Source organism: Streptomyces sp. WAC 04229, from assembly GCF_003947455.1.
In the GTDB taxonomy this organism is placed as follows: domain Bacteria; phylum Actinomycetota; class Actinomycetes; order Streptomycetales; family Streptomycetaceae; genus Streptomyces.
The window spans coordinates 60,392-83,029 of sequence record NZ_QHJH01000006.1 but is presented as its reverse complement, the minus strand read 5'-3'; the positions used below and the strand labels follow the sequence as shown (position 1 = coordinate 83,029).

Below are 22,638 nucleotides of genomic sequence, written 5' to 3'. Positions count from 1 at the left end.
CGTGGCGGGGCCTCCCCCGTGCGCCGGTCGCTCGTGTCGGATGCGCCGGTCGGGCGAGCGTGCCGGACCTCCCGGGTGCGGCGGTGACCGTCGAGTGCGGCGGCTCGGCATGATGTGGCGTCCGCGGGACTCCGTGGTCGAGGAGTCGGCGCCGGTGGGCCGCCGGGGAGGGGCGAGGATGCGGAGACTGCCGTCGCTCACCCGGTCGTTCGGCGGAAGTGGGCGGGCGGTGCGGGTGGCGCTCGCCGCGGCCGTCGGCTTCTACCCTGCGGCGTACCTCATGGACCGGCCGGTCGTCGCTCTGTACGCCCTCTTCACCCCCATCGCCTTCGGCGTCCTGTCCTCGCTGCCGGGCTCGGGGCACCACCGCGCGAGCAGCGTGCTGCGGGCCGCGCCCGCCGCGGCGGCGCTGGTCGCGCTCGGGACCGCCCTCGCGGTGACGACATGGGCGGCGGCCGTGGGCATGCTCGTCGTCACCCTCGCCCTGACGTTTGGTGCGGCCTGTGCCCCGCGGCTCGCGAGCGTCGTACCCGGGCTGCAGCTCTGCTACATCCTGGCCTGCTTCCCGCCCTACGCCCCCGCCAGCCTGCCCGAGCGGCTGCTGGGCCTGTTCTTCGGAGCCGCAGCTCTGGTGGTGGGTGAGCTGCTGCTGTTCCCGTCGCCGCGGCGTCCGTCCTACGCCGAGCGGGTCGCGGACGCCCTTGACCTGGCGGCCCACACGACCCGGCTCCTCCTCCGGGCCGAATCCGTCGACGACGGGACGGCACGCCGGCTGCGGACGACCGGGCGGGAGCTGCGGTTCTCCCGGCAACCCCGCGGGAGCCGGCCGACCGGTGCCGGCCGGACCGACCGGGCGCTGGCCCAGGCCGGATCGGCGGCCCGCCGGCTGCTGGACCAGCTGGCCGCCCTCGGGGAACTGCCGCCTGCCCCCGCCGACACGGCCTCGCAGACCCTGCTGCACGGTGTCGCGGCGACCTGCTCCGACGCCGCGGGCGTCCTGCGCGGCGGCCGTTCGGTCCGTGGCGCCGAGTTCCTCGAGGAGATGACGGCGCGGTTTCTGGACGAGCGGGTGAGGGAGCCGGAGGGCCGCGGTGTTCCTCCCCGCGCGCTCCTGCGGCGTCGGTCGACGCTGCTGACGGTGGCGGACTCGGCGGTGACCCTGCGCACCGCCGCCGGCCTCGCGACGGGCGGCGGTCGGACGGTGCCCGGGCTCCCCCACGAGCAGTTCTGGTACGCGCGGGTGCCGGTGGTGCCACTCTGGCTCGTGCGGATCCGCGGCAATCTCACGCCCCGCTCCGTCGTGTTCCAGAACGCGGTCCGGACGGCGCTGGGGCTCGCCCTCGCCCGTCTGGTGGCCGGGTCGCTCGATTTGTCGCACGGCTTCTGGGTGCTGTTGAGCGTGCTCACCCTGGCGCGGACGACGGCGGTCGGCACCTGGTCGGCCGTGCGGTCGGCCGCCACGGGCACCCTGGTCGGTGCCGTGCTCGCGGGCGCGCTCATCCTCGGGGCGGGTGATGCGGCCGCGGTCTACGCCGGTCTGCTGGTACCGATGATGGTGATCGCCTTCTCGGTGGGGCCCGTCGGCGGACCGGCGTGGGCGCAAGGGCTGTTCACTCTGGTGGTGTCGACGGCGTTCGCCCAGATCAGCCCGGTGACGTGGCGGCTCGAGGAGGCACGGTTGGTGGACGTGCTGACCGGCAGCGTGATCGGGCTGCTGTGCGGGCTCCTCGCGTGGCCGGCCGGCGCGCGCACCGAGATGCGGCGCAGTGCGGCGGCGCTGCTGCGGGCCACCGCGCCCGTGGTGCGGAACACCGCCGGCTCTGTGGTGGGCCAGGGCGCCGCACCGCGTGCCCACCCCTCGGAGCGGCCCACGACCGGCTCCCTGTGGCCGGTACTGCACCGGTTGCGCATCGCGGAGGCGGCGTACGCGCAGTTCCGAACGGAGCTCGCCCTCCGGCCGGACGACGACGGGCCGGACTGGCTGGCCGCCCTCGGCTACGGTTCGCGCGTGCTCTCCGGCGCCTACTGGCTGCCGCCCGCGCGGGGCGCGCCCGACCTCCCGACCGGCGCGCGGCAATGGGCGGAGACGGCCTCGCGGCAGGTGGCGGCTGCCGCGCTGAGGGCGGCCGATCTCCCTCCGCGGGGGGTCAGGTTCCGGGTCGCACCGCTCCCCCCTGTCGTCCCGTCCACGACCTCCCCCGGAGCCCTGTCCGTCCTGGTCGACCTCGAGGTGTGGCTGCACTCCCTCGCCGCGGACCTCGCCACCGCCACCGGTGCGGAGGACCGTCCGGCCACCGCAGACGGAACACCGTCGACCCGCGCCTGAGGCGCCTCAGGCTGCGGTGCGGCCCACTGGATGCGGCGAGGTCGCGATCCCCATCGAGCCGTGCCGCCGTCCGCGGCCGGTGCAGCGGCATGGGCTCGGGCAGCAGAAGACCTGCGGCCGTCCGCCCCGCTCGTCGGTCAGTCCTTCGGACGGTCAGGTCGACGGGATGCGGAGGACGAGGAGCGCCACGTCGTCGTCGTTGTCGGCGGGACGGGCACGCCGCAGCAGCTGGTCGGCGAAGCTGTCCAGCGGACGGTGGGCCAGGGAGGCCGCATGCCTGCGCAGGTTCTCCATCCCGGTGTCCAGGGAGTGGGTACGGGACTCGATCAGCCCGTCGGTGTAGAGGACGAGGGTGGATTCGGGAGGCAGGACGATGTGGGCGTCGGTTCGGGAGTGCTTCATTCCTGTGCCCAGGAGCAGACCGCGGGCCTCGTCCAGATACCGGGTCAGGCCGTTGTGGTCGACGAGGAGAGGCGGCGGGTGTCCGGCGTTGGTCCATCGAAGACGCCACACCCCGGCGGGGTCCGGCTTCAGGCGGGCCAGGATCATGGTGGCCATGCGGACATCGGTGATGTGCGCCAGGGCCTGGTCGAGTTCCTCGACGATGCCCTGCGGCGGCCGGTCCTCGGACCAGGCGAACGCTCGCAGCATGTTGCGCAGCTGTGCCATGCCGGCCGCGGCCTCGAGGTCGTGTCCGACCACGTCTCCGATGACCAGCGCCGTATCGCGGCAGGGCAGTGGGAAGGCGTCGTACCAGTCGCCGCCGATGTGGGACGCATCCGGCGCGGCCAGGTAGCGAGCCGTCATCTCGATACCCGGCAGCTCCGGGAGCTGGGGCAGCAGGTATCGCTGCATGGTCTCGGCGACCTGGGCCTGGCGCTGGTAGAGACGTCCGTTCTCCAGAGCCAGGCCGACGCGTCGGGCGATGTCCTCGAGCAGGGTGAGGTCGTCCGCGGTGAAGTCCTGGTCGCTGACGTCCGAGCGCCCCAGGGTGAGGGCACCGACGACCTCCCGGGGACCGCGGATGGGAGCGATGGCCGCGGTCCTGATCCCTGTGACCTCGAACAGTCTGCGCTGCTCCACCGCGATGCCGCTGTCGGGAGGACCCTGGTAGGTTTCCGGCCCGGCCAAGTTCGAGGCGACACCGCGCAAGGCCCGGGACAACGGCATGGGTGAGTGCTCGGAGACCGGCGGCATGGGGCCTTGAAGGTCCTCGCGTCTCACGAGCTTCCCCTTCTCGGCATGGACCACCAGGTGTCGCGAGACCTCTTCGGCAGCGGTGACCAGGTCGATCACGGCCCAGTCCGCGAGACGCGGCACGATCAGGGCGACTACGCGATGTAGTGCTTCGTCGACATCGATGTTGGAGATCAGCTGAGCCGTGGTGTCGGCGAGCAACGCCAGCCGCTCCAGCACCGGCATGGAAGCGGGCCCCGTGGAGCCCTCTTCCTCCTGGTCAGTACGGTCGGACATGGCCGCCCCTTTGGTCGCGAAGAAGGAGGGCTGCTGCTCTCGCCCACAGCCGGACCTGCAACCGGCCACGAGAGCCGAGGAGCCATTTGTAGCACGGACATCCGCGCCGTCGGCCGGCCGCGTGGTTCACCCGCGATCAGTCCGCCGTGGCGGGCGGCGTACTCAGCGAGGCGATGCATTCCCCGAGCAGGCGCCGCATCTGATCCTGATCGGCCGCGTTCAGATTGGCCAGCATGTCCTGCTCGACGCGGCGGACCGCGGCGCTGGCCGCCTGGAGCTGGCGGCGCCCGGCGGCCGACAGCTCTGTGGGCAGGGCCCTGCCCACGGGCGCCTGTGCGGCGCGGACGACCAGCCCCTGGCGTTCGAGGGCCTGCAGGAGCACGTTCATCGACTGCCGGGTGACGAAGGTGCCGCGCGCAAGCTCGGAATTGGACAGGCCCGGCCGCTGAGCGAGCAGTTCCAGACAGGAGTAGTGGGTGATCGTCATGCCCATCGGTTTCAGCACGGCCTCCATGGCGGAGTGCAAGGCGCTCGAAGCCGCCTTGAGCATGTACCCCAGTGACGTGTCCAGCTCGATTCCGGGCTCACCTTGACTCATGTCAGCAGTCTGACATACGGTGATGCATGTCAGAAGACTGACATTGATTGAGAGGTAAGGACCATGGCCGTCACCGGACCCGATTTCATCTCACTGCAGGTGCGCGACCTGGAGCGCTCCGCCGCCTTCTACGAACAGCATCTGGGGCTGAAGCGCTCGGCCGCGGGACCCCCGCACGCCGTCGTGTTCGACACAAAGCCCATTGCGTTCGCCGTACGCGATGCCATCGAGGGCGTCGCCCTGGACGCGATCGCGCAGCCCGGGCAGGGAATGGCCCTCTGGCTGCACGCACCCGACGCGCAGGACGTTCACGACGCCCTCGCCGCCGCTGGTACGACGATCGTCTCGGCACCCTTCGACGGGCCGTTCGGCCGCACCTTCACGTTCGCCGACCCCGACGGCTACCAGGTGACCCTCCACGACCGCGGCTGAGCCGAGCGCTCGGACAACGCCGGCCTCCGGTCGAAGGTGCCTGATCACGCGGGCGGGGCGCAGCGCCCCCGGGGCGCCGAGTCCCCGGTGCTCGGTCGCGGTCCCGACTGCGCGGGCTCAGTCCCGGACGGCCCGGGGCCGCACGAGAACTCGTCGGCCCACAGCGGATACTCCCGTTCGGCCCACGCCCGCGTGACCGAACCCGTTCGCATCCCCCGCCGGGCCTCGGGGTCGGCGAGGGCCATCCCGACGTGGCCCGCCAGGACGATGCCGAGGGTCAGGGCCAGCCAGTCGTGGACGAACGTGGCACTGGTGCGCCACACCAGGGGCGTGAGGTGGGTGAACCACATCATCAGCCCGGTGCCCAGCATCACCAGCGTCGCGCCCGCCGCCCACGCCGCGTAGATCTTCTGCCCCGCGTTGAACTTGTGGGCGGGACGGGAGGCCCGCCGTCGGTCCCTGCGCAGGACGGCGAGCAGCCAGAGCCGGTCGTGCGGGCCGAAGCGGTTCAGTAGACCAAGGTCCGCGCGCAGGGCGCGCGAACCCAGCGCGGCCAGGACCGGAACCGGAAGAGCCACACCGGACCACTGGTGCACGGTGACCAAGAGGGCCCGGCGGCCGACGAGTTGGGCGAGCTGTGGAACGTACAGGCAGGCCGCGGTCAACACGCACACGCCCATCAGCCCGGCCGTCACCCGGTGGGCCCGGCGTTCGGTGAGGCTGAACCGCGGCACGCGGGCGGAGGCGGCAGGGGAGTCAGGTCGTCGGCTCATCGTCCCGTCCGTTCGAACGGCCCACCCAGGCGTCGACGTCGTAGCCGCGCGCCTCCCAGTAGCCCGGCCGGACGTTCTTCGTGAGCGTGATTCCGGAGAGCCACTTGGCGGACTTGTAGAAGTACATGGGTGCCACGTACAGGCGCACCGGGCCGCCGTGCGCGTGGCCGAGGTCCTCGTCCCGCATGCGCAGAGCGATCAGGACGTCCGCGCGGCGGGCCTGTTCCAGGGTGAGGCTCTCCGAGTACGCGCCGTCGAAGCAGGTGAAGCGCACCGCGCCCGCCGTCCCGCGTACCCCCGCGGCCTCCAGCAGCTCGGACAGACGCACCCCCTCGAAGGCGGTGCGCGGGACCCGCCACCCGGTGACGCACTGGACGTCGCGCACCATGCGGGTCTGTGGCAGCGCCCTGAGATCGGCAAGGGAGTACGTGGTCGGTCGATCGACCAGGCCGTCCACCGTGAGCCGGTAGGTCCTGGCGTCCTTGTGCGGTACGGAGGAGGTGACCGAGTAGTATCGGAAACCGCCGCCGTTGGGGAGGAGGTCCGTCAGGCCGGTGGGGTCCCGTTGGGCGGCGCCGCCCAGGAACGCCTCCACACCGCGTTGCAGCGTGGGTGCGGCGACGACCCCGAGCGCTCCGAGGCCGAGGGTGCCGAGGAAGACGCGCCGGCCCACGGGTGCGCCGTTCCTCTCGGATGGTTCAGAGTTCACCTTGTCATGGGAGCACCACGGGGGGTCGCTGGTCCAGGGGATCCGCGACGACGTCAGACTTCGGTAATCCGACCGCCCTGGACCGGCGGCGCACCGGCCCTCCTCCGGCGCCCCCGGCGGAGCGCATCAGGGCGAGGTCGTCTGTCAGTCCGTGCACGGTCCCGTCGATAGCCTCGCCCCAGAGCCTTCCGAACGCGGTGTCGTCCTCGGCCCTGAAGTTCACCTGCACATGTCGCCACGTCATTCAGACACCCTGGGCGAGCGGTGCGCGTACGGTCCCGGGTCGGCGGGCACACGTCAGCGGTGACCTTGGCTGATTTCCTCTTCACCGTGCTCGGGGCGGGTGCTCTGGCGGCGGCGGTGCTCCCCCGGCTGGTGGCCCGGCGGCCGCTGTCCATGCCGCTGGTCTTCCTGGCCTGCGGGATCCTGCTGCAGCTGCTGCCCACCCCGTTGCCGGACATCGACCTGGCGCGCGACCGGGTGTGGGTGGAGCACCTGACCGAGATCTGCGTCATCGTGTCGCTGATGGGCGCGGGCCTCGCGCTCAACCGTCCCTTCGGTGCGCGCCGGTGGCGTGCCACCTGGCGACTGCTCGGCATCACCATGCCGCTCACGATCGCGGCGACGGGGCTCCTGGCCTGGTGGCTGCTGGACTGGCCGCCGGCCGCGGCGCTGTTGCTCGCGGCCGTGCTCGCACCCACCGACCCGGTGCTCGCCTCCGAGGTGCGGGTGGGCGCGCCCACCGACTCCGAGCACGACGAGGACGAGGTCCGTTTCGCCCTCACCAGCGAGGCGGGCCTCAACGACGGTCTCGCGTTTCCCGTCGTCATGGCGGCGATCGCGCTGACCGCGGCGGCGGGGACCGGCCTTTCCGGCGGCTGGGTGGGTCACTGGCTGCTGGTCGACGTGCTGTACGCCTGTGTGGTCGGCGTGCTGGCCGGCCTGGCCGTGGGCAAGTTGCTCGGGTGGCTCTTCTTCCGTGCCGCCCGGCAGGCCGTACGGCTGTCCGAGCACCGGGAGGGCTTCGTCGCCCTGGGCGCCACGTTCCTCTCCTACGGCGTCACCGAGCTCGCCCACGGATACGGCTTCCTCGCCGTCTTCGTCACCGCGTGCCGCATCCGCGCCGCCGAGCGCGACCACGGCTACCACTCGGTGCTGCACGACTTCGTGGAGCAGGTCGAGCGGCTGCTCACCGCCGGTCTCCTCTTCCTGCTGGGTGTCTGTGTGGCGCAGGGCGCTCTGGAGGACCTGACATGGCGAGGCGCCGCCGTCGGTCTGCTCCTGCTGCTCGTCACCCGGCCCCTGACCGGCTGGGTCGCGCAGTTCGGCACGGCGGCAGGTCCCCGGGAACGCCTGGTCATCGCCTTCTTCGGGGTCCGCGGTATCGGGTCGCTGTTCTACCTCGCACACGCACTCGGAACGGAAGGCTTTCACGTGCCCTCCGGTGAGCTGTGGGCCGTCGTCGCCTTCACCGTCCTCGCCTCCGTCGTCCTGCACGGAGTCACCGCCGCGCCCGCGATCTCCCGCCTCGACCGGCTGCGGCGGCTGTGGGCCCTGGACCGCCCGCACACGGGGCCGACACCGAGCCGGGACGACGTGGCCGACGAGCGTCCCTGACCCCGGCGGCGTGCGCTTCGTGGCGGTGCCGCGTCTCCCCCGTGGCCCACTCCCGGTTAATGGGTGGAAGGGTCGGCCACGGCTGTCTACATTGGCCACGTCCGGGATCCGTACGTGCTGCGCGAGGTGTTTTTGATGACGGTCCGAGTGCCGGCGGCCGACTTCGGCCGGCTGTCCCCCTCGAAGGCCATGACCGCATCGAACCGAAGGAACACCTCTCGTGGATCTTCCACGCATCTTCACCATTCGCGAACGTAGCCACCGCATTCACAACCCGCTCACCGCCGCCAAGCTCGCGGCGCTGGGCCGAGCGCTGCGATTGGCACCCGGGACGCGTGTGCTCGACCTCGCCAGTGGTTCGGGCGAGTTGCTGTGCACCTGGGCCCGTGACCACGGCATCACCGGTACCGGGGTGGACATCAGCACGGTGTTCACCGAGCGGGCGCGTGCCCGCGCGGCCGAACTGGGTGTCGCGGAACAGGTCGAGTTCGTGCACGGCGACGCGTCGGGCCACGTCGCGGACGAACCGGTCGGGCTCGCGGCCTGCGTCGGCGCGACCTGGATCGGAGGCGGCGTGGCCGGCACGGTCGAACTGCTCGCCGGCAGCCTTGCCCCGGGCGGGCTGATGCTGATCGGCGAGCCGTACTGGCGCCGGGAAGTGCCGGACCAGGAGACCGCCCGAGCCAGCCACGCCCATGGCAAGGAGGACTTCCTGCTGTTGCCGGAGCTGATCGAGCGGTTCGGTTCCCTGGGGTACGACGTCGTGGAGATGATGCTGGCCGACCAGGACAGCTGGGACCGGTACCAGGCCGCGCAGTGGCTCAACATGCGGCGTTGGCTCGATCGCCATCCGGATGACGAGCTGGCGGCCGAGATCCGGGCCGAGCTCTCCGCCGAACCGGCCCGCTACACGCGCTACCAGCGTGAGTACCTCGGCTGGGGCGTCTTCGCGCTGATGCGCCGCTAGGGGCCGTGGGCGGGGGGCGGGCAGCCTGCTGCCCGCCCCCCCTCGCACCTCAGGAGAGCCAGTCGGCGTACCGGGTCGGTGCCAGGTGGGCTTTCATGTCGGTGAGGACGTCGCCCCTGACGGCCGCGAACATGCCGGCGGTGGGGTCGGTGACGACCGAGCGGGCGTCGCCCTTGTGGGAGAGGGTCAGCCGGCCCAGTTCGTCGAGGGCGAAGACCTCGGGTCCGCCGATGTCGCGGATGCCGTTCAGCGGGGCGCCGAGCGCGACCTGTGCGACCGCCTCGGCCACGTCCCTGGCGGCGATCGGCTGGATGGGCGTGGCCGGGAGGCGGACGGTGTCGTCGTCGGCCGTCCAGGTCAGCACCGCGTCCATGAACTCCATGAACTGGGTGGCGCGCACGATCGAGTAGGGCACCGGCCCGGACCGCAGGAGCTCCTCCTGGAGGGTCTTGGCACGGTAGTAGTCCAGCTCCGGCACCTTGTCGACGCCGACGATGGACAGGATGACGAAGTGACCCGCCCCGCCCTCGCGGGCCGCGGTCAGCAGGTTGTCCATGGAGGTTTGGAAGAAGGCCGGCGAGGCGTCGTCGAAGGTCGGGCTGTTCGTCAGGTTGACGACGACGTCCGCTCCCGCGACGGCCTGGGCCACGCCTTGCCCGCTGATGACGTCCACGCCGGTGGACAGCGAGTGCGGCACCGCCTCGTGTCCGGCCGCGTTCAGCTTCTCCACGACCTGTGATCCGATCAGCCCCGTACCGCCTATGACCGCGATCCTCATGGCAATCCTCTCCTCGTGAAATGTGTGGCTCACGGACCACTGTGTGGGGGTCCGGGTGCGAAGGCTCCTTCAGGCGCCCGAAGGAATGAGTCTCAGGCGTCGACGAACGTGACCGTCTCCCGCACCGGAGCCCGCCCGGTGCGGGTGGTGCGGGCATCGGGGCGCTCGTATCCGATCGACATGCCGCAGAAGAGGGTCAGGTCCCGCGGGGGCATCACGGTTTCGGCGACGGTCCGGTGGAACTTGGCCCACGCCATCTGCGTGCAGCTGTGCAGCCCTTCCGCGCGCAGGAGCAGCATCACCGTCTGGAGGAACATGCCCACGTCGCTCCACTGCGGGCGGCCCAGGTCGCGGTCGATGTAGCAGAACATCGCGGCCGGCGCCCCGAAGGAGTCCCAGTTCGCCGAGGCGGCCCGCTGGCGTGCCTCCACGTCGGCCCGCGGGATCCCGAGGGCACCGTAGCGCTGTTCTCCGAAGGCACTCCGGCGCTCCTGGTACGGAGACTTGAGGTCGGTCGGGTACTGCTCGTACTCGGGTTCGTCCCAGGGGTCGCCCGCGGCCAGCCGGGCACCCGCCCGCTTCTTGACCGAGTCCAGCGGCCCACCCGTGAGGACGAAGGCGTGCCAGGGCTGGAGGTTCGATCCGGAGGGTGCCCAGACGGCGGCGGACAGCACGCGTTCGAGGACTTCCCGTGGGACGGGCCGGTCGGTGAATCGGCGTACGGACCGTCGACTCGCGACCGCCTCGTAGACGTCCATGAAGACGCATCTCCCTAATTGCTCACGATCATGGATTCGAACGCGACAGTATCATTCGCGACCATCTCGTGTATAACTTCGTTGCGTGAGCAGCCCGGCCACCGCCCGGGCCCGACACCTCTGCACGGAGACGCTTCATGGCCACACTTCTGCACATCGATTCGTCCGTCTTCCCCTCCGGGGCGTCCGCGTCCCGGTCGGTCACGGCCGCCTTCAGCCGGACCTGGGAGGAGCAGCACCCGGGCGGCACGGTGGTCTACCGCGACCTCGCCGCCGAACCCGTCCCGCACATCACCCAGGACGCCTGGTCGGCCGGTTACGCCGACCCGTCGGAGCGCACGGCCGGCCAGTCCGCCGCCTTCGCCGCCCGCCTGGAGCTCATCGAGGAACTGGAGCGGGCGGATGCCGTCGTCATCGGCGCTCCCATGTACAACTACACGGTGCCGTCGACCCTGAAGGCGTGGCTGGACAGCGTGCTCCTGCTCGGTCGCACGGCGGGCGAGGCGCCCTCGGCACAGGGGACTCCGGCCGTGGTGGTCGCGAGCCGCGGCGGCTCCTACGCGCCCGGGACGCCACGCGAAGGCTTCGAGTTCGTGCGGAACTACCTGGAGGCCGTCCTCGGGCGCACTCTCGGCCTGGACGTCGACTTCATCGTCCCGGAACTCACCATGGCTCCGCGCAACCCCGCCATGGCGGAACTGGTCTCCCTCTTCCAGGCCTCGAAGGAGCGTGCGCACAGCGAAGCGATCACCAAGGCCAAGGCGCTGGCCGATCGCCTCACCGCCGATGCCGACAGGTGAGGGTGGCGCGTCCGCGGTTCATCCGGAGTGAGCGGGCGGGGCCGGCTTCTGGCCGCCGGGGTGGGCCAGCACGGTCAGCAGACGTGTGAGCTGCTCCGAGCCGTCTGGCCCCAGGTCGGCGACCAGTCGCTCGGCCAGCGGCTCGGCCGCGACGTGCGCGGCGTCGAAGAGCGCAAGCCCTTCGGGGGTGATCTCCACCGACCGTGCCCGGCGGTCCCCGGGCACGGCCTTGCGCACGGCGAGGTTGCGGCGCTCCAGGTCGTCGACGACCCGCATGATCCCCGCCTTGTCCGTCCCCGTGGCCGCGGCCAGGTCACGTTGCACGGTGGGACCGCGGTCGACCAGCACGATCAGCACGGCGAAGTGCCGCAACTCGATGCCGAGCGGGCGCAGCGCCTCCGACATCAGGCCGGCCGCCCGCCAGTGCGCACGCCGCAGGAGCAGGCCGAGCGCGAACGGGGAGGCGTCACCGGGGCGGTCGTTGGCACGCGTCGCGGCGTCACGGCGGGAAGCTTGGGGGGCCATGGGGGCATCGTACAGCTGCCGAACGTTCGTGACCGTTTCACATGAAACGGATGCGAGGCCGAGTTGGCGGCGGCCGCGGCGGGCCGCGGCTGGAAGGGGCGGTACACACCGTGACCGTGCGTTCGTGCCGCCCGGGGCGCATCCTGGGAGGTGAGCCCTGACGGTTCCGCCTTCCAGAACCAAGGAGCGGGTCATGCCATCCCTGCACTTCCACATGGACTCGTCGATGACGCCGGCCGAGGTGATGGGGGTACTGACCAACTTCACCCCCTCGCGCGTGGAGCAGTGGCCGTCGATCGACGCCGCGCACTACCAGGTCCACGACAAAGGCGACACCTGGGCCGAGGTCACCGAGGGGAATGACAAGTCCTGGGAGAACGCGCGCTACGAGTGGGACCCGTCGCACAACCGGGTCACGGTCACCACACACGACTCGACGCCCTTCGGGCCCGGCGGGTGGGACTTCCGGCTGACGCCCACGAATGACGGCACCCGCATCGACGTCAGCCTGGAACGGCATCCCAGCTCCCTCAAGGCGAAGCTGCTCTCGCCGGTCATTCCGTTCGCCGGGCCGATGTTCCGCAAGTCCTTCAGGGAGCCCCTGAAGTCGACTTAGCCCCTGGTGCCGCCGGGCACACGCGGGGGCGGCCCCGCTGCCGGGTCGGTCAGTGCTCGGCGGTCTCGACCGCGTCCCTGATGCCTTGCAGGGCTTCCTGGAGCCCTTCGTTGATGTGTCCGCCCTCGGCCCGCTGCGTGTGCAGCTCGACCTTGAGGCGGGAGGAGGCTTCGCTGGGGCCTTCGCTGATGTGGAGGCGGCCGTGGTAGTCGTGCGGCCCGGGTGCGCCCCACTCCAGGGTCTTCCCGTCCTCAAGGACGTGGATCCAGGCCTCGCTGGTCACGTCCTGCTCAGGGGCGTCCGGAGGGTCGATGTGGGCGGTGACGGTGACCCGGTCGCCGTCGTGGGGATGCGCGGCCGTCAGGCGCGGCATGTAGGCGGGCAGGTTCTCCACGTCGGAGAGGTAGGCGAAGAGCTTGCCGGGAGGGACGTTCACCGTGATCGCGTTGTCGTAGTCACCCATGCCGTGCCCAGTGCCCCGGCTCCCGGGAGGGCAAAACCGGCGCGGGGACGGCTCACCCGACAGGACGCGCTCGGACGGCCGGGACGCGCGGACTGTGCATCGAGGATTCGCCCGCAACGGTGCGGCGAGGTCACCGCCGTCGCAGCCCATCGGTCAGCCCGGTGAAGTACTCCGGTGGAGGCTCGGCGGCGTCCGGCAGTCGCAGGCGGTGGTCCGCTCCCGGGAAGACCTCGACCGTCAGCGTGGCGTGGCGGGGGGCGTGACGCGTGGGCCACGGAAGTGCCCAGCGCGCCAAGCGTGTCGGCGACCGGGATCAGACGGTCGGCCATCAGGCGGTACAGGACGTGGCCCGCGCTCCGGGCCACCGGCACCAGCAGGGCGCCCCGAGCGGGCTCCACGCGCCGCCCGCGCTCAGCAGCAGCTTCGCGGCAGCGTCGGAGCCGCCGTAACCGGTGCCGACCGCCCGCAGCCGCCGGAACCGGGCGGCTACGGGCGCCGGGCCCGCAGCTCTCTGCCGGCGGGTCCCAGTCGTACGTCCCCGTGTGGAAGCCCCGCCGGCCTCGTGCGACCAAGGTCGTTCGGCCGGAGTTCTAGCCGAACGGAATCGTCAGTGTCGAATCCGCCGTCCCGGTGCGCAGCTTCGCCGGGGCGTTGCCGATCGCCGACCAGACCTCCAGGCGGACCGTGCCGCCCGTCAGGTTCCCCAGTGTGCCCGTCGCCGACTTGAGACCGCTGCTCTCGCCGTAGGTCTCCCAACCGGTCACTGGATCAGTCGCGAAGTACCGGTAGGTCTCCGTCCGTTCGAAGGAGCCGTCGCCCGTGAGGTCGTAGCTGATCCTCGCCTGCTGGCCGAGGCCGACCGCGTTCCCCGCGTCCAACTGGATGCGGAAGGCCGTGGACGCGCCGGCCGCGTAGGTGCCGTTGACCTTCTTCGCCTCGTAGACCAGCGGCTGGTACGGCGTGCCGTCGCGATTCGCGCCGCCCGCCGACGGGATGGTGTCGCTGCCGGCTGTGGACCCGGCCGCCGGTGTCAGTGCGCCTCCCGTACGGAGCTGGAAGACGTTCCCCGTGGGCGGATCCGGGTCCGGATCCGGGTCGCCGCCGCCCGTTCCGGTACCCGTAGCCGTGGAGCGGGCCGGGACCGTCAAGGTCGCGCCGTCGGAGAACGTGACGGTGCGGGGGGACGCGCCGAAGTTGTGCGCCGCGTAGGTACGGACGGTCCCCTTGCTGAAGACGGCCGATGCCGGGATGTCGCCCGTCACCGTGGTGTCCGGGGCGCCCACCGTGTCCAGGGTGCCGATCCAGTGATAGGTGTGCGCCTTGGACTCACCCTGCTCGGGGGTGTAACCGGCCTGGCCCGCGTCCCACTTGGCCTTGGCCGCGGCCGGGTCGGCGAGCGACTCGAATTCCCAGAGGATGTCACGCCACTCGACGGCTGGGCCGCCGTTCTCCCGCACCAGTTCGGCGAGGTTGCGCCGGATCGCGGCCTTGTGTCCGGACAGGTGCAGCGAACCCCCCGTGACGGGGAGGACGTTGATGCCGTGGATCTCCTCGGGGTTCGCCGTCCACCACGTCGCGTACGCCGCGCCGCTCCCCCACACCATCCCCGCCGTGTCGTGACCGAAGCCCGAGGGGAACACCCGTTCGTCGGCGTCGAACCAGTACTGCGCGATCGCCTCCGATTCGGTGGTGAGCAAATAGGCGCCCAGGTCTCGGAGTTCGGTGTTGTCGGTGGCCGATCCCCAGAGCACCAGGGCCGCGCTGAGGTTCGTCGACTCGGACGACGATTCCTGGTTGTTGCCCGCGGCGAAGCCCTGGTGTCCCGAGGCCCAGCTGTGGCCCGCGTAGACGTCGAATCCGCGGAGGAACGGGAAGGCCGTGTCGTCGCGGGCGGGGTTGGCCGCGTCCTTGATGAGGGTCTTCACCATGCCGCCCCACGCCGAGTCGGCTGCCCAGGCCCGGTCGTACTGGGCGACGATCGCGGCCGCGTAGACGTAGTAGCTGTAGTGGAAGTGGTGGTCGTTGAGTTCCGTGTCGCTGCCGTACGACGCGGGATAGCCGGTCAGCGTCTTCCAGTCCCTGTCGTAGGAGAACTCGCTCGCGCCACCGGCGGTGAACCACTCCTGGAGCCGGCCCTTGAGCAGTCCCAGGAGCTTGTCACGGGTGGCGGTCTCCCCGATCTGGTCGGCTACGGGGACCAGCTGGGCCAGCCTGCCGAGCGCCTTGCCCGTCCAGTACGTGTCGGTCGCCCCGGAGAAGGGGTCGGCCGCGTTGGCCACCTCGTCGAGGTGGGTCTTCAGGCGGGCCCGGTCGACGCCCGACGACTTCGGGAGTGCGGGCAGGACGGGCGACGCCTTCTGAGTGGTCGTGAACGTCTTCCCCTCGCGCACCTTCATCGTGCCGCGCGGCGACACGTACGTGTAAGAGGTCAGCGGATCCGACGTGTGCAGCCACTGATGGCGGTAGAGCGCCTGGATGGTCCCGGTCTCGCTGCCCTCCTGCGCCTGGGTGGTGAGGGTGTAGCCGGTCCTGACCGAGCCCGCCGCGTAGGACCAGCTCGCCTTGGAGCCGGTGACGAAGCTGTACGCGTACTTCTTGTAGGTGGCCAGCGCATCGGCCGAGGGCAGGACGGCGAGCGAGAAATAGTCCTTGGCGCCCAGCGCCGCGGTGACCGTGGAACCCGCGAGACTCCAGTCGCTGCCACTGGGGGCGAAGAGGGCGTAGTGGTGGCCGCCGACCGTGATTCCGAGGACGTTGCCCTGGTCGGCGAAGACCGTGGGCGTGGAGGCTGTGGAGATCTGCGCGTTGCCGCCGGACCCCTTGGCGTACACGAAGGGAAGACCGTGGCCGATGGTGGTGCGCAGGGTGCGGGTGCCGTCGGACCAGTAGGGCGTGACGGTCCAGTCGGACCAGGCGTCGGCCTTCGCGTCCGGGGAGTTCAGGCCGGTCAGGCCGAGGGTCAGGTCGCGCTTGTGCGCGTACTCGTACTGGCGGCCCTCGCCGACGACCGCAGGACTGGTGGGGTAGCCGATCTCCAGCCCACCGGCGGTTGCCTGGTAGGTGAGCGGGTGCCCGTACATCGGGGTGGAGTGGGGATTGTCGCCGTACCTCTGGAAGGCGAGGGACGACCACCAGTCGTTGGTCGGGACCGGTTTGCCCTTGGCGCCCGGAGTGACCTTGGGGGTCACCGGGGCACCGGTGTTGGTGGTTGGCCCGGAGGTTCCGGCGGGACGGGTGTCGGAGTAGCTGCCGGAGCCCACCGGCACGTCGGCCGCGGCCGCAGGAGTCGCGGCGGGGCCGAGACCCACGGCGGCCAACGCGGTGACCAGCGCCAGGGCGGCCACGGGTCTGCTTCGAGAGGCGGATCGCGAGCGGGAGACTGACATGGAGGAAACCTCAAAGTCTTGACGTAAGCGACGTCTTGAGAGCGCTCTCACACGAAGGAAAGTAAAACTCTCACAAACAAGCGTCAATAGTTGTTGCGTGAGGGGAGTGCTTCCCCGCGAGCGACATGACCTACGGCGCTTTTTGACAGGCACTTGACAAATAGGGGGCGCATCGCCAGCCTGCATAAGAGTCGCAATTCCTCGCAACTTTCCATGTGCCACCCGCAATCACTGCACATTGCACGCAGTGCTCGGACGGCAATACGCGCATCCGGCGCGCGCCTTGCCTGACAACCCCCATGACGTCAGGAAGGAACCACCACCATGTCCCAGCGTCCTCGCCCGAGACGCGGAACGATCACCGCGCTCGCCCTCCTGGTGGCCGCTGCGGCCGCGGTGGGCCCTCCGCCCGCCTCCGCGGCCCAGGCTGCCGACATACCCGCGTCCGACTACCAGCAGGTACAGATGGCGACCGGCGCGGCGGAGTTGGGCGAGCCCATGTCGCTCACCGTGCTGCCCGACCGGTCCGTCCTGCACACGTCCCGGGACGGCACCATCCGCCGCACCGACGCCGCCGGCAACACGAAGCAGGCGGGGAAACTGGACGTCTACACGCACGACGAGGAGGGTCTGCAGGGCATCGCCGTGGACCCCGACTTCTCCGTGAACCGCTACGTCTACGTGTACTACTCCCCCAAGCTCAACACCCCCGCGGGCGACGCCCCGGTCACGGGCGGCGCAGCCGACTTCGAGGCGTGGAAGGGGCACCTCAACCTCTCGCGGTTCACGCTCAAGGCCGACGGCACCCTCGACACCGCAGCCGAGAAGGTGATCCTGGAAGTCCCCAACGACCGCGGCCAGTGCTGCCACGTCGGCGGCGACATCGACTTCGACGCGGCCGGCAACCTCTACCTGACCACGGGTGACGACACCAACCCGTTCGACTCGGCCGGATACGCCCCGATCGACGAACGCACCGACCGCAACCCCCAGTTCGACGCACAGCGCAGCTCCGGCTCCACCAACGATCTGCGCGGCAAGCTGCTGCGGATCAAGCCGACCGCCGACGGCGGCTACACCGTGCCCGCCGGGAATCTCTTCGCACCCGGCACCGCGAGGACACGGCCCGAGATCTACGCCATGGGCTTCCGCAACCCCTTCCGGATGTCCGTCGACCGTCCCACGGGAATCGTCTACCTGGGCGACTACGGCCCCGACGCCGGCGGCACCGCCTCGGACCGCGGCCCCGGCGGCCAGGTGGAGTTCAACCGCATCACCGGACCGGGCAACTACGGCTGGCCCTACTGCACGGGCACGAACACGGCCGCGGAGACGTACAACGAATACACCTTCCCTAACGGCCCCTCCGCCACCAGGTACGACTGCGGCAGCGGACCCGCCAACAACTCCTTCCGCAACGCCGGCCAGGCCAAGCTGCCCCCCGCGAAGCCGAGCTGGATCAAGTACGGGCTGGAAGGCTCCCCGCCCGAGTTCGGCGGCGGATCCGAGTCCCCCATGGGCGGCGAGGTCTACCGCTACGACCCCGCCCTGAACTCCTCCGTGAAGTTCCCCCAGGCACTGGACGGCCGCTACTTCGCGACGGAGTTCGGACGACAGTGGATCAAAGCCGTCGAGGTCACGGGCAACGGCGGATACGGATCGATCGAGGACTTCCCGTGGCACGGGACGCAGGTCATGGACTCCGACTTCGGCCCCGACGGCGCGCTGTACGTCCTGGACTACGGCACCGGCAGCAACAACCAGGCGCTGTACCGCATCGAGTACCTGGCCGGCAGCAACCGCAACCCGGTGGCCAAAGCCTCCGCCGACCGGACCTCGGGCGGCCTGCCCCTCACCGTGAAGTTCTCCTCCCAGGGCAGCTCCGACCCCGAAGGGAAGCCGCTCACCTACTCGTGGGACTTCGGCGACGGCTCGACGTCCACCCAGGCCGATCCCAGCCACACCTACACCACCAAGGGCACCTACCGTCCCACCCTCACCGTCAAGGACGCCGAGGGCCTCACCGGCACCGCCAGCCTCGTCGTGACGGCCGGCAACACCGCCCCGTCCGTCACCCTCCAGCAGCCCCTCAACGGGCAGTTGTTCTCTTTCGGGGACACCATTCCCTTCCGGACACAGGTGAGTGATCCGGAGGACGGCGGCATCGACTGCTCCAAGGTGAAGGTCACCTATCTGCTCGGGCACGACAGCCACACCCACGCCATCACGTCCACGAACGGGTGCAGTGGTTCCCTCACCATCCCGGTCGACGGCGAGCACGACAGCGCCGCCAACCTGTACGGCGTCCTGGACGCGGAGTACACCGACTCCGCGGGCCTGACCACCCACTCGCTGCGCACCCTGCAGCCCCGTCACCGTCAGGCCGAGCACTACTCCGCCCAGTCGGGCGTCCAGGCCGCCGCCCACGGCAACGCGGAGGGCGGCAACACGGTCGGCTTCACCGACGACGGCGACTGGATCTCCTTCAAGCCCTACGCGCTCGCGGGCGCCTCCGGCTTCTCCGCCCGGGTCTCCTCCGGTGGAGCGGGCGGCACGCTGGAGGTTCGCGCGGGGTCCGCGACCGGAACGCTGCTGGGCCGTGCGAACGTGCCGGTGACCGGAGGGTGGGAGACCTTCGCGGACGTCTCGGCACCACTGTCCCAAGTGCCGCCGGACAGCACCGAGCTGTTCCTCGTCTTCCGCGGACCCACCGGCCAGGGCAACCTCTTCGACGTCGACGCCTTCACCTTCACCACGGGCGGACCCGCCACCAGGACCTGGGAGGCGGAGTCCTACACCTCGTCATCAGGAGTGCAGCCGGCCGCGCACGCTGCGGCCAGTGGCGGGCAGACCCTCGGATACATCGACAGCGGGGACTGGGCCGGGTACGACTCCGTGCCCACGGCGGGCGCCGCCTCGGTCTCCGCGAGGGTCTCGTCGGCCGGGGCGGGAGGAACGCTGCAATTCCGCTCCGGGTCGCAGAACGGCCCGCTGCTCGGCTCGGTGCCGGTCCCGGTGACGGGCGGCTGGGAGACGTTCACCACCGTCAGCACGGCGCTGAACACGACGGGGACCGGCCCTCTCTTCCTGACGTTCACCGGCGGCAGCGGGGCCCTGTTCGACATCGACAGCCTGACGCTCACCGCGTCGACGCGAAAGGGGTGATGAACCGTGTCCACGCTCACCAGACGCCTGCGTCGCGGAGCGGCGGTCCTCGCCACGGCCGTGGCGTGCGCCCTCGCCGCACCGGCACCGGTGACGCAGGCCGACCCACTGCGAAGAGCGGCCGCCTTCGACGTCCTGGTGTTCTCCAAGACGGCCGGCTTCCGGCACGACGCCATCCCGGCCGGCATCGACGCCCTGCGCGAGCAGGGCAGCCAGGGCGGCTTCACCGTCACCGCCACCGAGGACGCGGCCGCCTTCACGCCCTCCGGCCTGTCCGGTTACGAGGCGGTGGTGTTCCTCAACACCACCGGAGACGTCCTCGACGACTCCCAGCAGGCCGCCTTCGAGACGTACGTCGACTCCGGCGGCGGATTCGTCGGGGTGCACGCCGCCGCCGACACCGAGTACGACTGGCCCTACTACGGCCGGCTCGTCGGCGCCTACTTCGACAGCCACCCCGCGATCCAGCAGGCAACGCTGGCGACCGAGGACCGCACCCATCCCGCGACCGCCCACCTGGGTGCGACGTGGACGCGTACCGACGAGTGGTACAACTACCGCGCCAGTCCCCGTCCCGGCGTCCACGTGCTCCAGACCCTGGACGAGACGACCTACAGCGGCGGCAGCATGGGTGCCGACCATCCCATCACCTGGTGTCACAGCCAGGGCGACGGCCGCTCCTTCTACACGGGACTCGGCCACACCGCTCAGTCCTACGGCGATCCGGCCTTCCGCTCCCTGCTGCTGGGCGCCGTCCGCTACGCGGCCGGGCAGGCTCCGGCCGACTGCTCCTCCCCCGGCGGCGCCGACCGGATCGAGGCGGAGTCGTACACGACGGGCTCCGGTGTACAGGCGGCCCCGCACGCCGGTGCCGGCGGCGGGCGGACACTGGGCTACATCGACAACGGCGACTGGGTGGGCTACGCCAACGTCTCCACCGAGGGGGCCCGCTCCTTCTCGGCGAGGGTCTCGTCGGCCGGTGCGGGCGGCACCGTCGAGGTCCGGTCCGGCTCGGCCACCGGCACCCTGCTCGGCTCGGTACGGGTACCGGTGACCGGCGGCTGGGAGACCTTCACCGACGTCTCGACCACGCTCGGCGCCACCGCGTCCGGTCCGCTGTTCCTGCGGTTCACCGGCGGCAGCGGCGCGCTGTTCGACATCGACACCCTGAGCGTCACCACCGAGCCCACCGCCGAAGCCCTCAACCCGAACGTGCACCTCTTCTACTACCCCTGGTACGGGAGCCCTGCGACGAACGGCAGCTGGCGGCACTGGCAGCAGGGCGGCCAGACCCCTCCGGGCGCCATCGGAGCCGACTTCTACCCGGCTCTCGGCCCCTACGACTCCGGCGACTTCACCGGCGCCGTGACCCGGCACATGGAATGGATCGCCCGATCCGGCGCCGGCGTGCTCGTCTACAGCTGGTGGGGCCAGGGCAGCTACGAGGACCGGCTCGCCCGGGGTGTCCTCGACGCCGCCCGGAAGAAGGGCATCAAGGTGGCCTGGCACCTGGAGCCGTACGCCGGACGAACCGCCGCGTCGACCGTGGCCGACGTCCGGTACATCAACAGCACCTACGGCGACCACCCGGCCTTCTACCGCTCCCCCGAGCACGGCGGCAAGAACGCCTTCTACGTCTTCCAGAGCCTCGACATCACCGACTGGTCCCCGCTCGACCAGGTCACCGGCACCAGCAGTGTGCTCGCCCAGACCACCGACACCACCAAGATCGCGCACTTCTCCGGGATGTACACCTACGACGGGATCGCGGGCGCCACGGCTCCGGGCTGGAAGCAGGCCGGCGACCACGCCCGGGCCCACGACCTGATCTGGGCACCCTCCGTCGCACCCGGCTACCTCGACGACCGTGCCGTGCCCGGCAACACGACGCCCACCGTGGAGCGGAACAACGGCGCGGCATACGACCGGCAGTGGAACAACGCCCTCGATCCCGCCATCGGCGGCTCCCCGACCTGGGTGTCGGTCACGTCCTTCAACGAGTGGCACGAAGGCAGCCAGATCGAACCGGCAGCCGCCGTCCCGCCGGAGAGCCCCGGGTACCGGACCTACGACGGGGCCTACGGTCTCACGGGCGCGGCTGCCCAGACGGCTTATCTGGACCGCACCGCCTACTGGTCCGTCCGCTTCACCGGAGCAGGCTGAGTGCACGCATCGCGTCGCGTTCGACACGTGAGAGTTCGTGGAGGACGGAGCCGGCCTCCGTGAGGTTCTTCGCGTCGCCGGACTCGCCCGCTGCCGCGACGAGTGCGGCCACCCGCGTCCAGAGGGTGGCCGCCTCGGCGTACAGGCGGTGGCCGGTGCGCAGGTGGTCGTCGTCGATCTGCTGGGCGCACTCGGCGAGGAAGTCCCGGTAGAGGTTGCGGAACAGGGCGCCGCCGGTGCCGGCTCGCTCCATGAGGAGGGCGGCCCTTGGGAGGTCCTCCTGCGGATGGCCGGTACGTTCCAGCCATTTCGGCACTTGTGTGGCGGCCTTCTCGATGCCCCGGTGGCCCAGGTTCGCGATGGGCGGGTTCAGGAAGGCGTCGGCGCAGCTCTTGATCGCGGGGACGATCCGGTCCTGCGGTGGCGTCGGGCCGCCGGGCACGGTGAGGGTGAAGGACCGGTGCCGTGCGGTCATCGGGCCGCGCGCGGCCCTGGCACCGGCCAGGGCGGCGCGGCTCGTGGAGACGGATCCGCCCTGCTGGGAGGTGTCCACCAGGTAGGCGTCGTGTTCGTCGTAGCCGTACATGGCGACGATGTGTCCGCCGAAGTGCACCTTGGTGGTGAAGTAGTCCAGGTGGTAGCTGTCGAGTTGCAGACCCACCGGCCGGCCGGCGTCGATGTGTGCCGCGACGTTCTGCCACGCCTTGCGCGGGGAGGTGGTCTCCTCGACCCGCAGCTCGAGTCCGAGTGTGGCGGCCAGGTTTCTGGTGAGTTCGAACGGCTTGACCCGGCCGCCCAGGAAGGGGAAGTCCATGTTCTTGCTCGCCCAGTAGACGAAGGACAGGCCGGAGCCGAGCCCGAAGAGCATGGGCTCGGACAGGTCGAGTCCCTCGTGCCGCAGGAGGACACCCAGCGCCGCCGTCTCGCAGTGCTCCGTGCGCCGGACATCGACGTCTTTCACCATGGCCATGCGGCTCATTCTCCCCCGCGATACGAAGGCGGTCGGCCCATGGGCCGTTCCGCCCGGCACGCATGTGCCCCCATCCGCAGGGCAACCGACAGCTACGTCTCACGTCAGGAGGTCCGATC

General features: G+C 70.9%; 18 protein-coding genes. 8 read left to right on the top strand and 10 right to left on the bottom strand.

The genetic code is table 11. The annotated features are described in order from the left end of the window. Positions 1-178 precede the first annotated feature (178 nt). Complete coding sequence (locus tag DMH12_RS03030; RefSeq protein ID WP_125489968.1) at positions 179-2,326, top strand: FUSC family protein; 2,148 nt, start codon at positions 179-181, stop codon at positions 2,324-2,326. A gap of 153 nt (positions 2,327-2,479) precedes the next feature. Here DMH12_RS03030 and DMH12_RS03025 read toward each other — a convergent pair whose 3' ends face one another. Beyond that, positions 2,480-3,799 carry a PP2C family protein-serine/threonine phosphatase gene (locus DMH12_RS03025; RefSeq protein ID WP_125489967.1) on the bottom strand — a complete coding sequence of 440 codons (1,320 nt, stop codon included), beginning with the start codon at positions 3,797-3,799 and terminating at the stop codon, positions 2,480-2,482. Positions 3,800-3,935: 136 nt separating this feature from the next. Then, on the bottom strand, positions 3,936-4,397 hold the full coding sequence (locus tag DMH12_RS03020) for a MarR family winged helix-turn-helix transcriptional regulator (protein WP_125489966.1): 462 nt from the start codon (positions 4,395-4,397) through the stop codon (positions 3,936-3,938). 63 nt (positions 4,398-4,460) lie between these two features. On the opposite strand from DMH12_RS03020, the gene DMH12_RS03015 reads away from it, so the two are divergent. Beyond that, positions 4,461-4,829 (top strand): VOC family protein, encoded by a 369-nt coding sequence (locus DMH12_RS03015; RefSeq protein WP_125489965.1) that lies wholly within the window; start codon positions 4,461-4,463, stop codon positions 4,827-4,829. 44 nt (positions 4,830-4,873) lie between these two features. Here DMH12_RS03015 and DMH12_RS03010 read toward each other — a convergent pair whose 3' ends face one another. Both DMH12_RS03010 and DMH12_RS03005 read right to left on the bottom strand, forming a co-directional pair. Further along, entirely contained in the window at positions 4,874-5,602 is a 729-nt protein-coding gene (locus DMH12_RS03010) for a cytochrome b/b6 domain-containing protein (RefSeq protein WP_125489964.1), read from the bottom strand. After that, positions 5,586-6,311, bottom strand: a complete 726-nt coding sequence (locus DMH12_RS03005; RefSeq protein WP_125489963.1) for a molybdopterin-dependent oxidoreductase — start codon at positions 6,309-6,311, stop codon at positions 5,586-5,588. Before DMH12_RS03005 ends, DMH12_RS03010 begins: the two co-directional genes overlap by 17 nt. 303 nt (positions 6,312-6,614) lie before the next feature. Between DMH12_RS03005 and DMH12_RS02995 the strand changes: the two genes are divergently transcribed. After that, positions 6,615-7,928 (top strand): sodium:proton antiporter, encoded by a 1,314-nt coding sequence (locus DMH12_RS02995; RefSeq protein ID WP_125489962.1) that lies wholly within the window; start codon positions 6,615-6,617, stop codon positions 7,926-7,928. 220 nt (positions 7,929-8,148) lie between these two features. Beyond that, entirely contained in the window at positions 8,149-8,895 is a 747-nt protein-coding gene (locus tag DMH12_RS02990) for a cyclopropane-fatty-acyl-phospholipid synthase family protein (protein WP_125489961.1), read from the top strand. A 49-nt stretch (positions 8,896-8,944) separates the two neighbouring features. On the opposite strand, the gene DMH12_RS02985 is transcribed toward DMH12_RS02990, so the two are convergent. Both DMH12_RS02985 and DMH12_RS02980 read right to left on the bottom strand, forming a co-directional pair. Further along, complete coding sequence (locus DMH12_RS02985) at positions 8,945-9,673, bottom strand: SDR family oxidoreductase (protein WP_125489960.1); 729 nt, start codon at positions 9,671-9,673, stop codon at positions 8,945-8,947. Positions 9,674-9,765: 92 nt separating this feature from the next. Further along, on the bottom strand, positions 9,766-10,431 hold the full coding sequence (locus DMH12_RS02980; protein WP_125489959.1) for a nitroreductase: 666 nt from the start codon (positions 10,429-10,431) through the stop codon (positions 9,766-9,768). Between the two features lie 137 nt (positions 10,432-10,568). Between DMH12_RS02980 and DMH12_RS02975 the strand changes: the two genes are divergently transcribed. After that, on the top strand, positions 10,569-11,231 hold the full coding sequence (locus tag DMH12_RS02975; protein WP_125489958.1) for an FMN-dependent NADH-azoreductase: 663 nt from the start codon (positions 10,569-10,571) through the stop codon (positions 11,229-11,231). 18 nt (positions 11,232-11,249) lie between these two features. On the opposite strand, the gene DMH12_RS02970 is transcribed toward DMH12_RS02975, so the two are convergent. Beyond that, positions 11,250-11,756: a MarR family winged helix-turn-helix transcriptional regulator gene (locus DMH12_RS02970; protein WP_125489957.1), complete on the bottom strand. Its 507-nt coding sequence runs from the start codon at positions 11,754-11,756 to the stop codon at positions 11,250-11,252. A gap of 193 nt (positions 11,757-11,949) precedes the next feature. Here DMH12_RS02970 and DMH12_RS02965 point away from each other — a divergent pair, with 193 nt between their 5' ends. After that, on the top strand, positions 11,950-12,372 hold the full coding sequence (locus tag DMH12_RS02965; RefSeq protein WP_125489956.1) for an SRPBCC family protein: 423 nt from the start codon (positions 11,950-11,952) through the stop codon (positions 12,370-12,372). Positions 12,373-12,421: 49 nt separating this feature from the next. Here DMH12_RS02965 and DMH12_RS02960 read toward each other — a convergent pair whose 3' ends face one another. Both DMH12_RS02960 and DMH12_RS02955 read right to left on the bottom strand, forming a co-directional pair. Then, a complete protein-coding gene (locus DMH12_RS02960) occupies positions 12,422-12,835 on the bottom strand; it encodes an SRPBCC family protein (protein WP_125489955.1) in 414 nt (137 codons plus the stop codon). Positions 12,836-13,425: 590 nt separating this feature from the next. Further along, entirely contained in the window at positions 13,426-16,221 is a 2,796-nt protein-coding gene (locus DMH12_RS02955; protein ID WP_125489954.1) for a glycosyl hydrolase, read from the bottom strand. Between the two features lie 324 nt (positions 16,222-16,545). On the opposite strand from DMH12_RS02955, the gene DMH12_RS02950 reads away from it, so the two are divergent. Both DMH12_RS02950 and DMH12_RS02945 read left to right on the top strand, forming a co-directional pair. After that, positions 16,546-19,386, top strand: a complete 2,841-nt coding sequence (locus DMH12_RS02950) for a carbohydrate-binding protein (RefSeq protein ID WP_125489953.1) — start codon at positions 16,546-16,548, stop codon at positions 19,384-19,386. 6 nt (positions 19,387-19,392) lie between these two features. Continuing rightward, on the top strand, positions 19,393-21,549 hold the full coding sequence (locus DMH12_RS02945) for a ThuA domain-containing protein (protein WP_260473993.1): 2,157 nt from the start codon (positions 19,393-19,395) through the stop codon (positions 21,547-21,549). Here the strand turns inward: DMH12_RS02945 and DMH12_RS02940 are convergent. Then, on the bottom strand, positions 21,533-22,519 hold the full coding sequence (locus tag DMH12_RS02940; RefSeq protein WP_125489952.1) for a BtrH N-terminal domain-containing protein: 987 nt from the start codon (positions 22,517-22,519) through the stop codon (positions 21,533-21,535). The two genes, DMH12_RS02945 and DMH12_RS02940, sit on opposite strands and share 17 nt — an antisense overlap. Positions 22,520-22,638 lie beyond the last annotated feature (119 nt).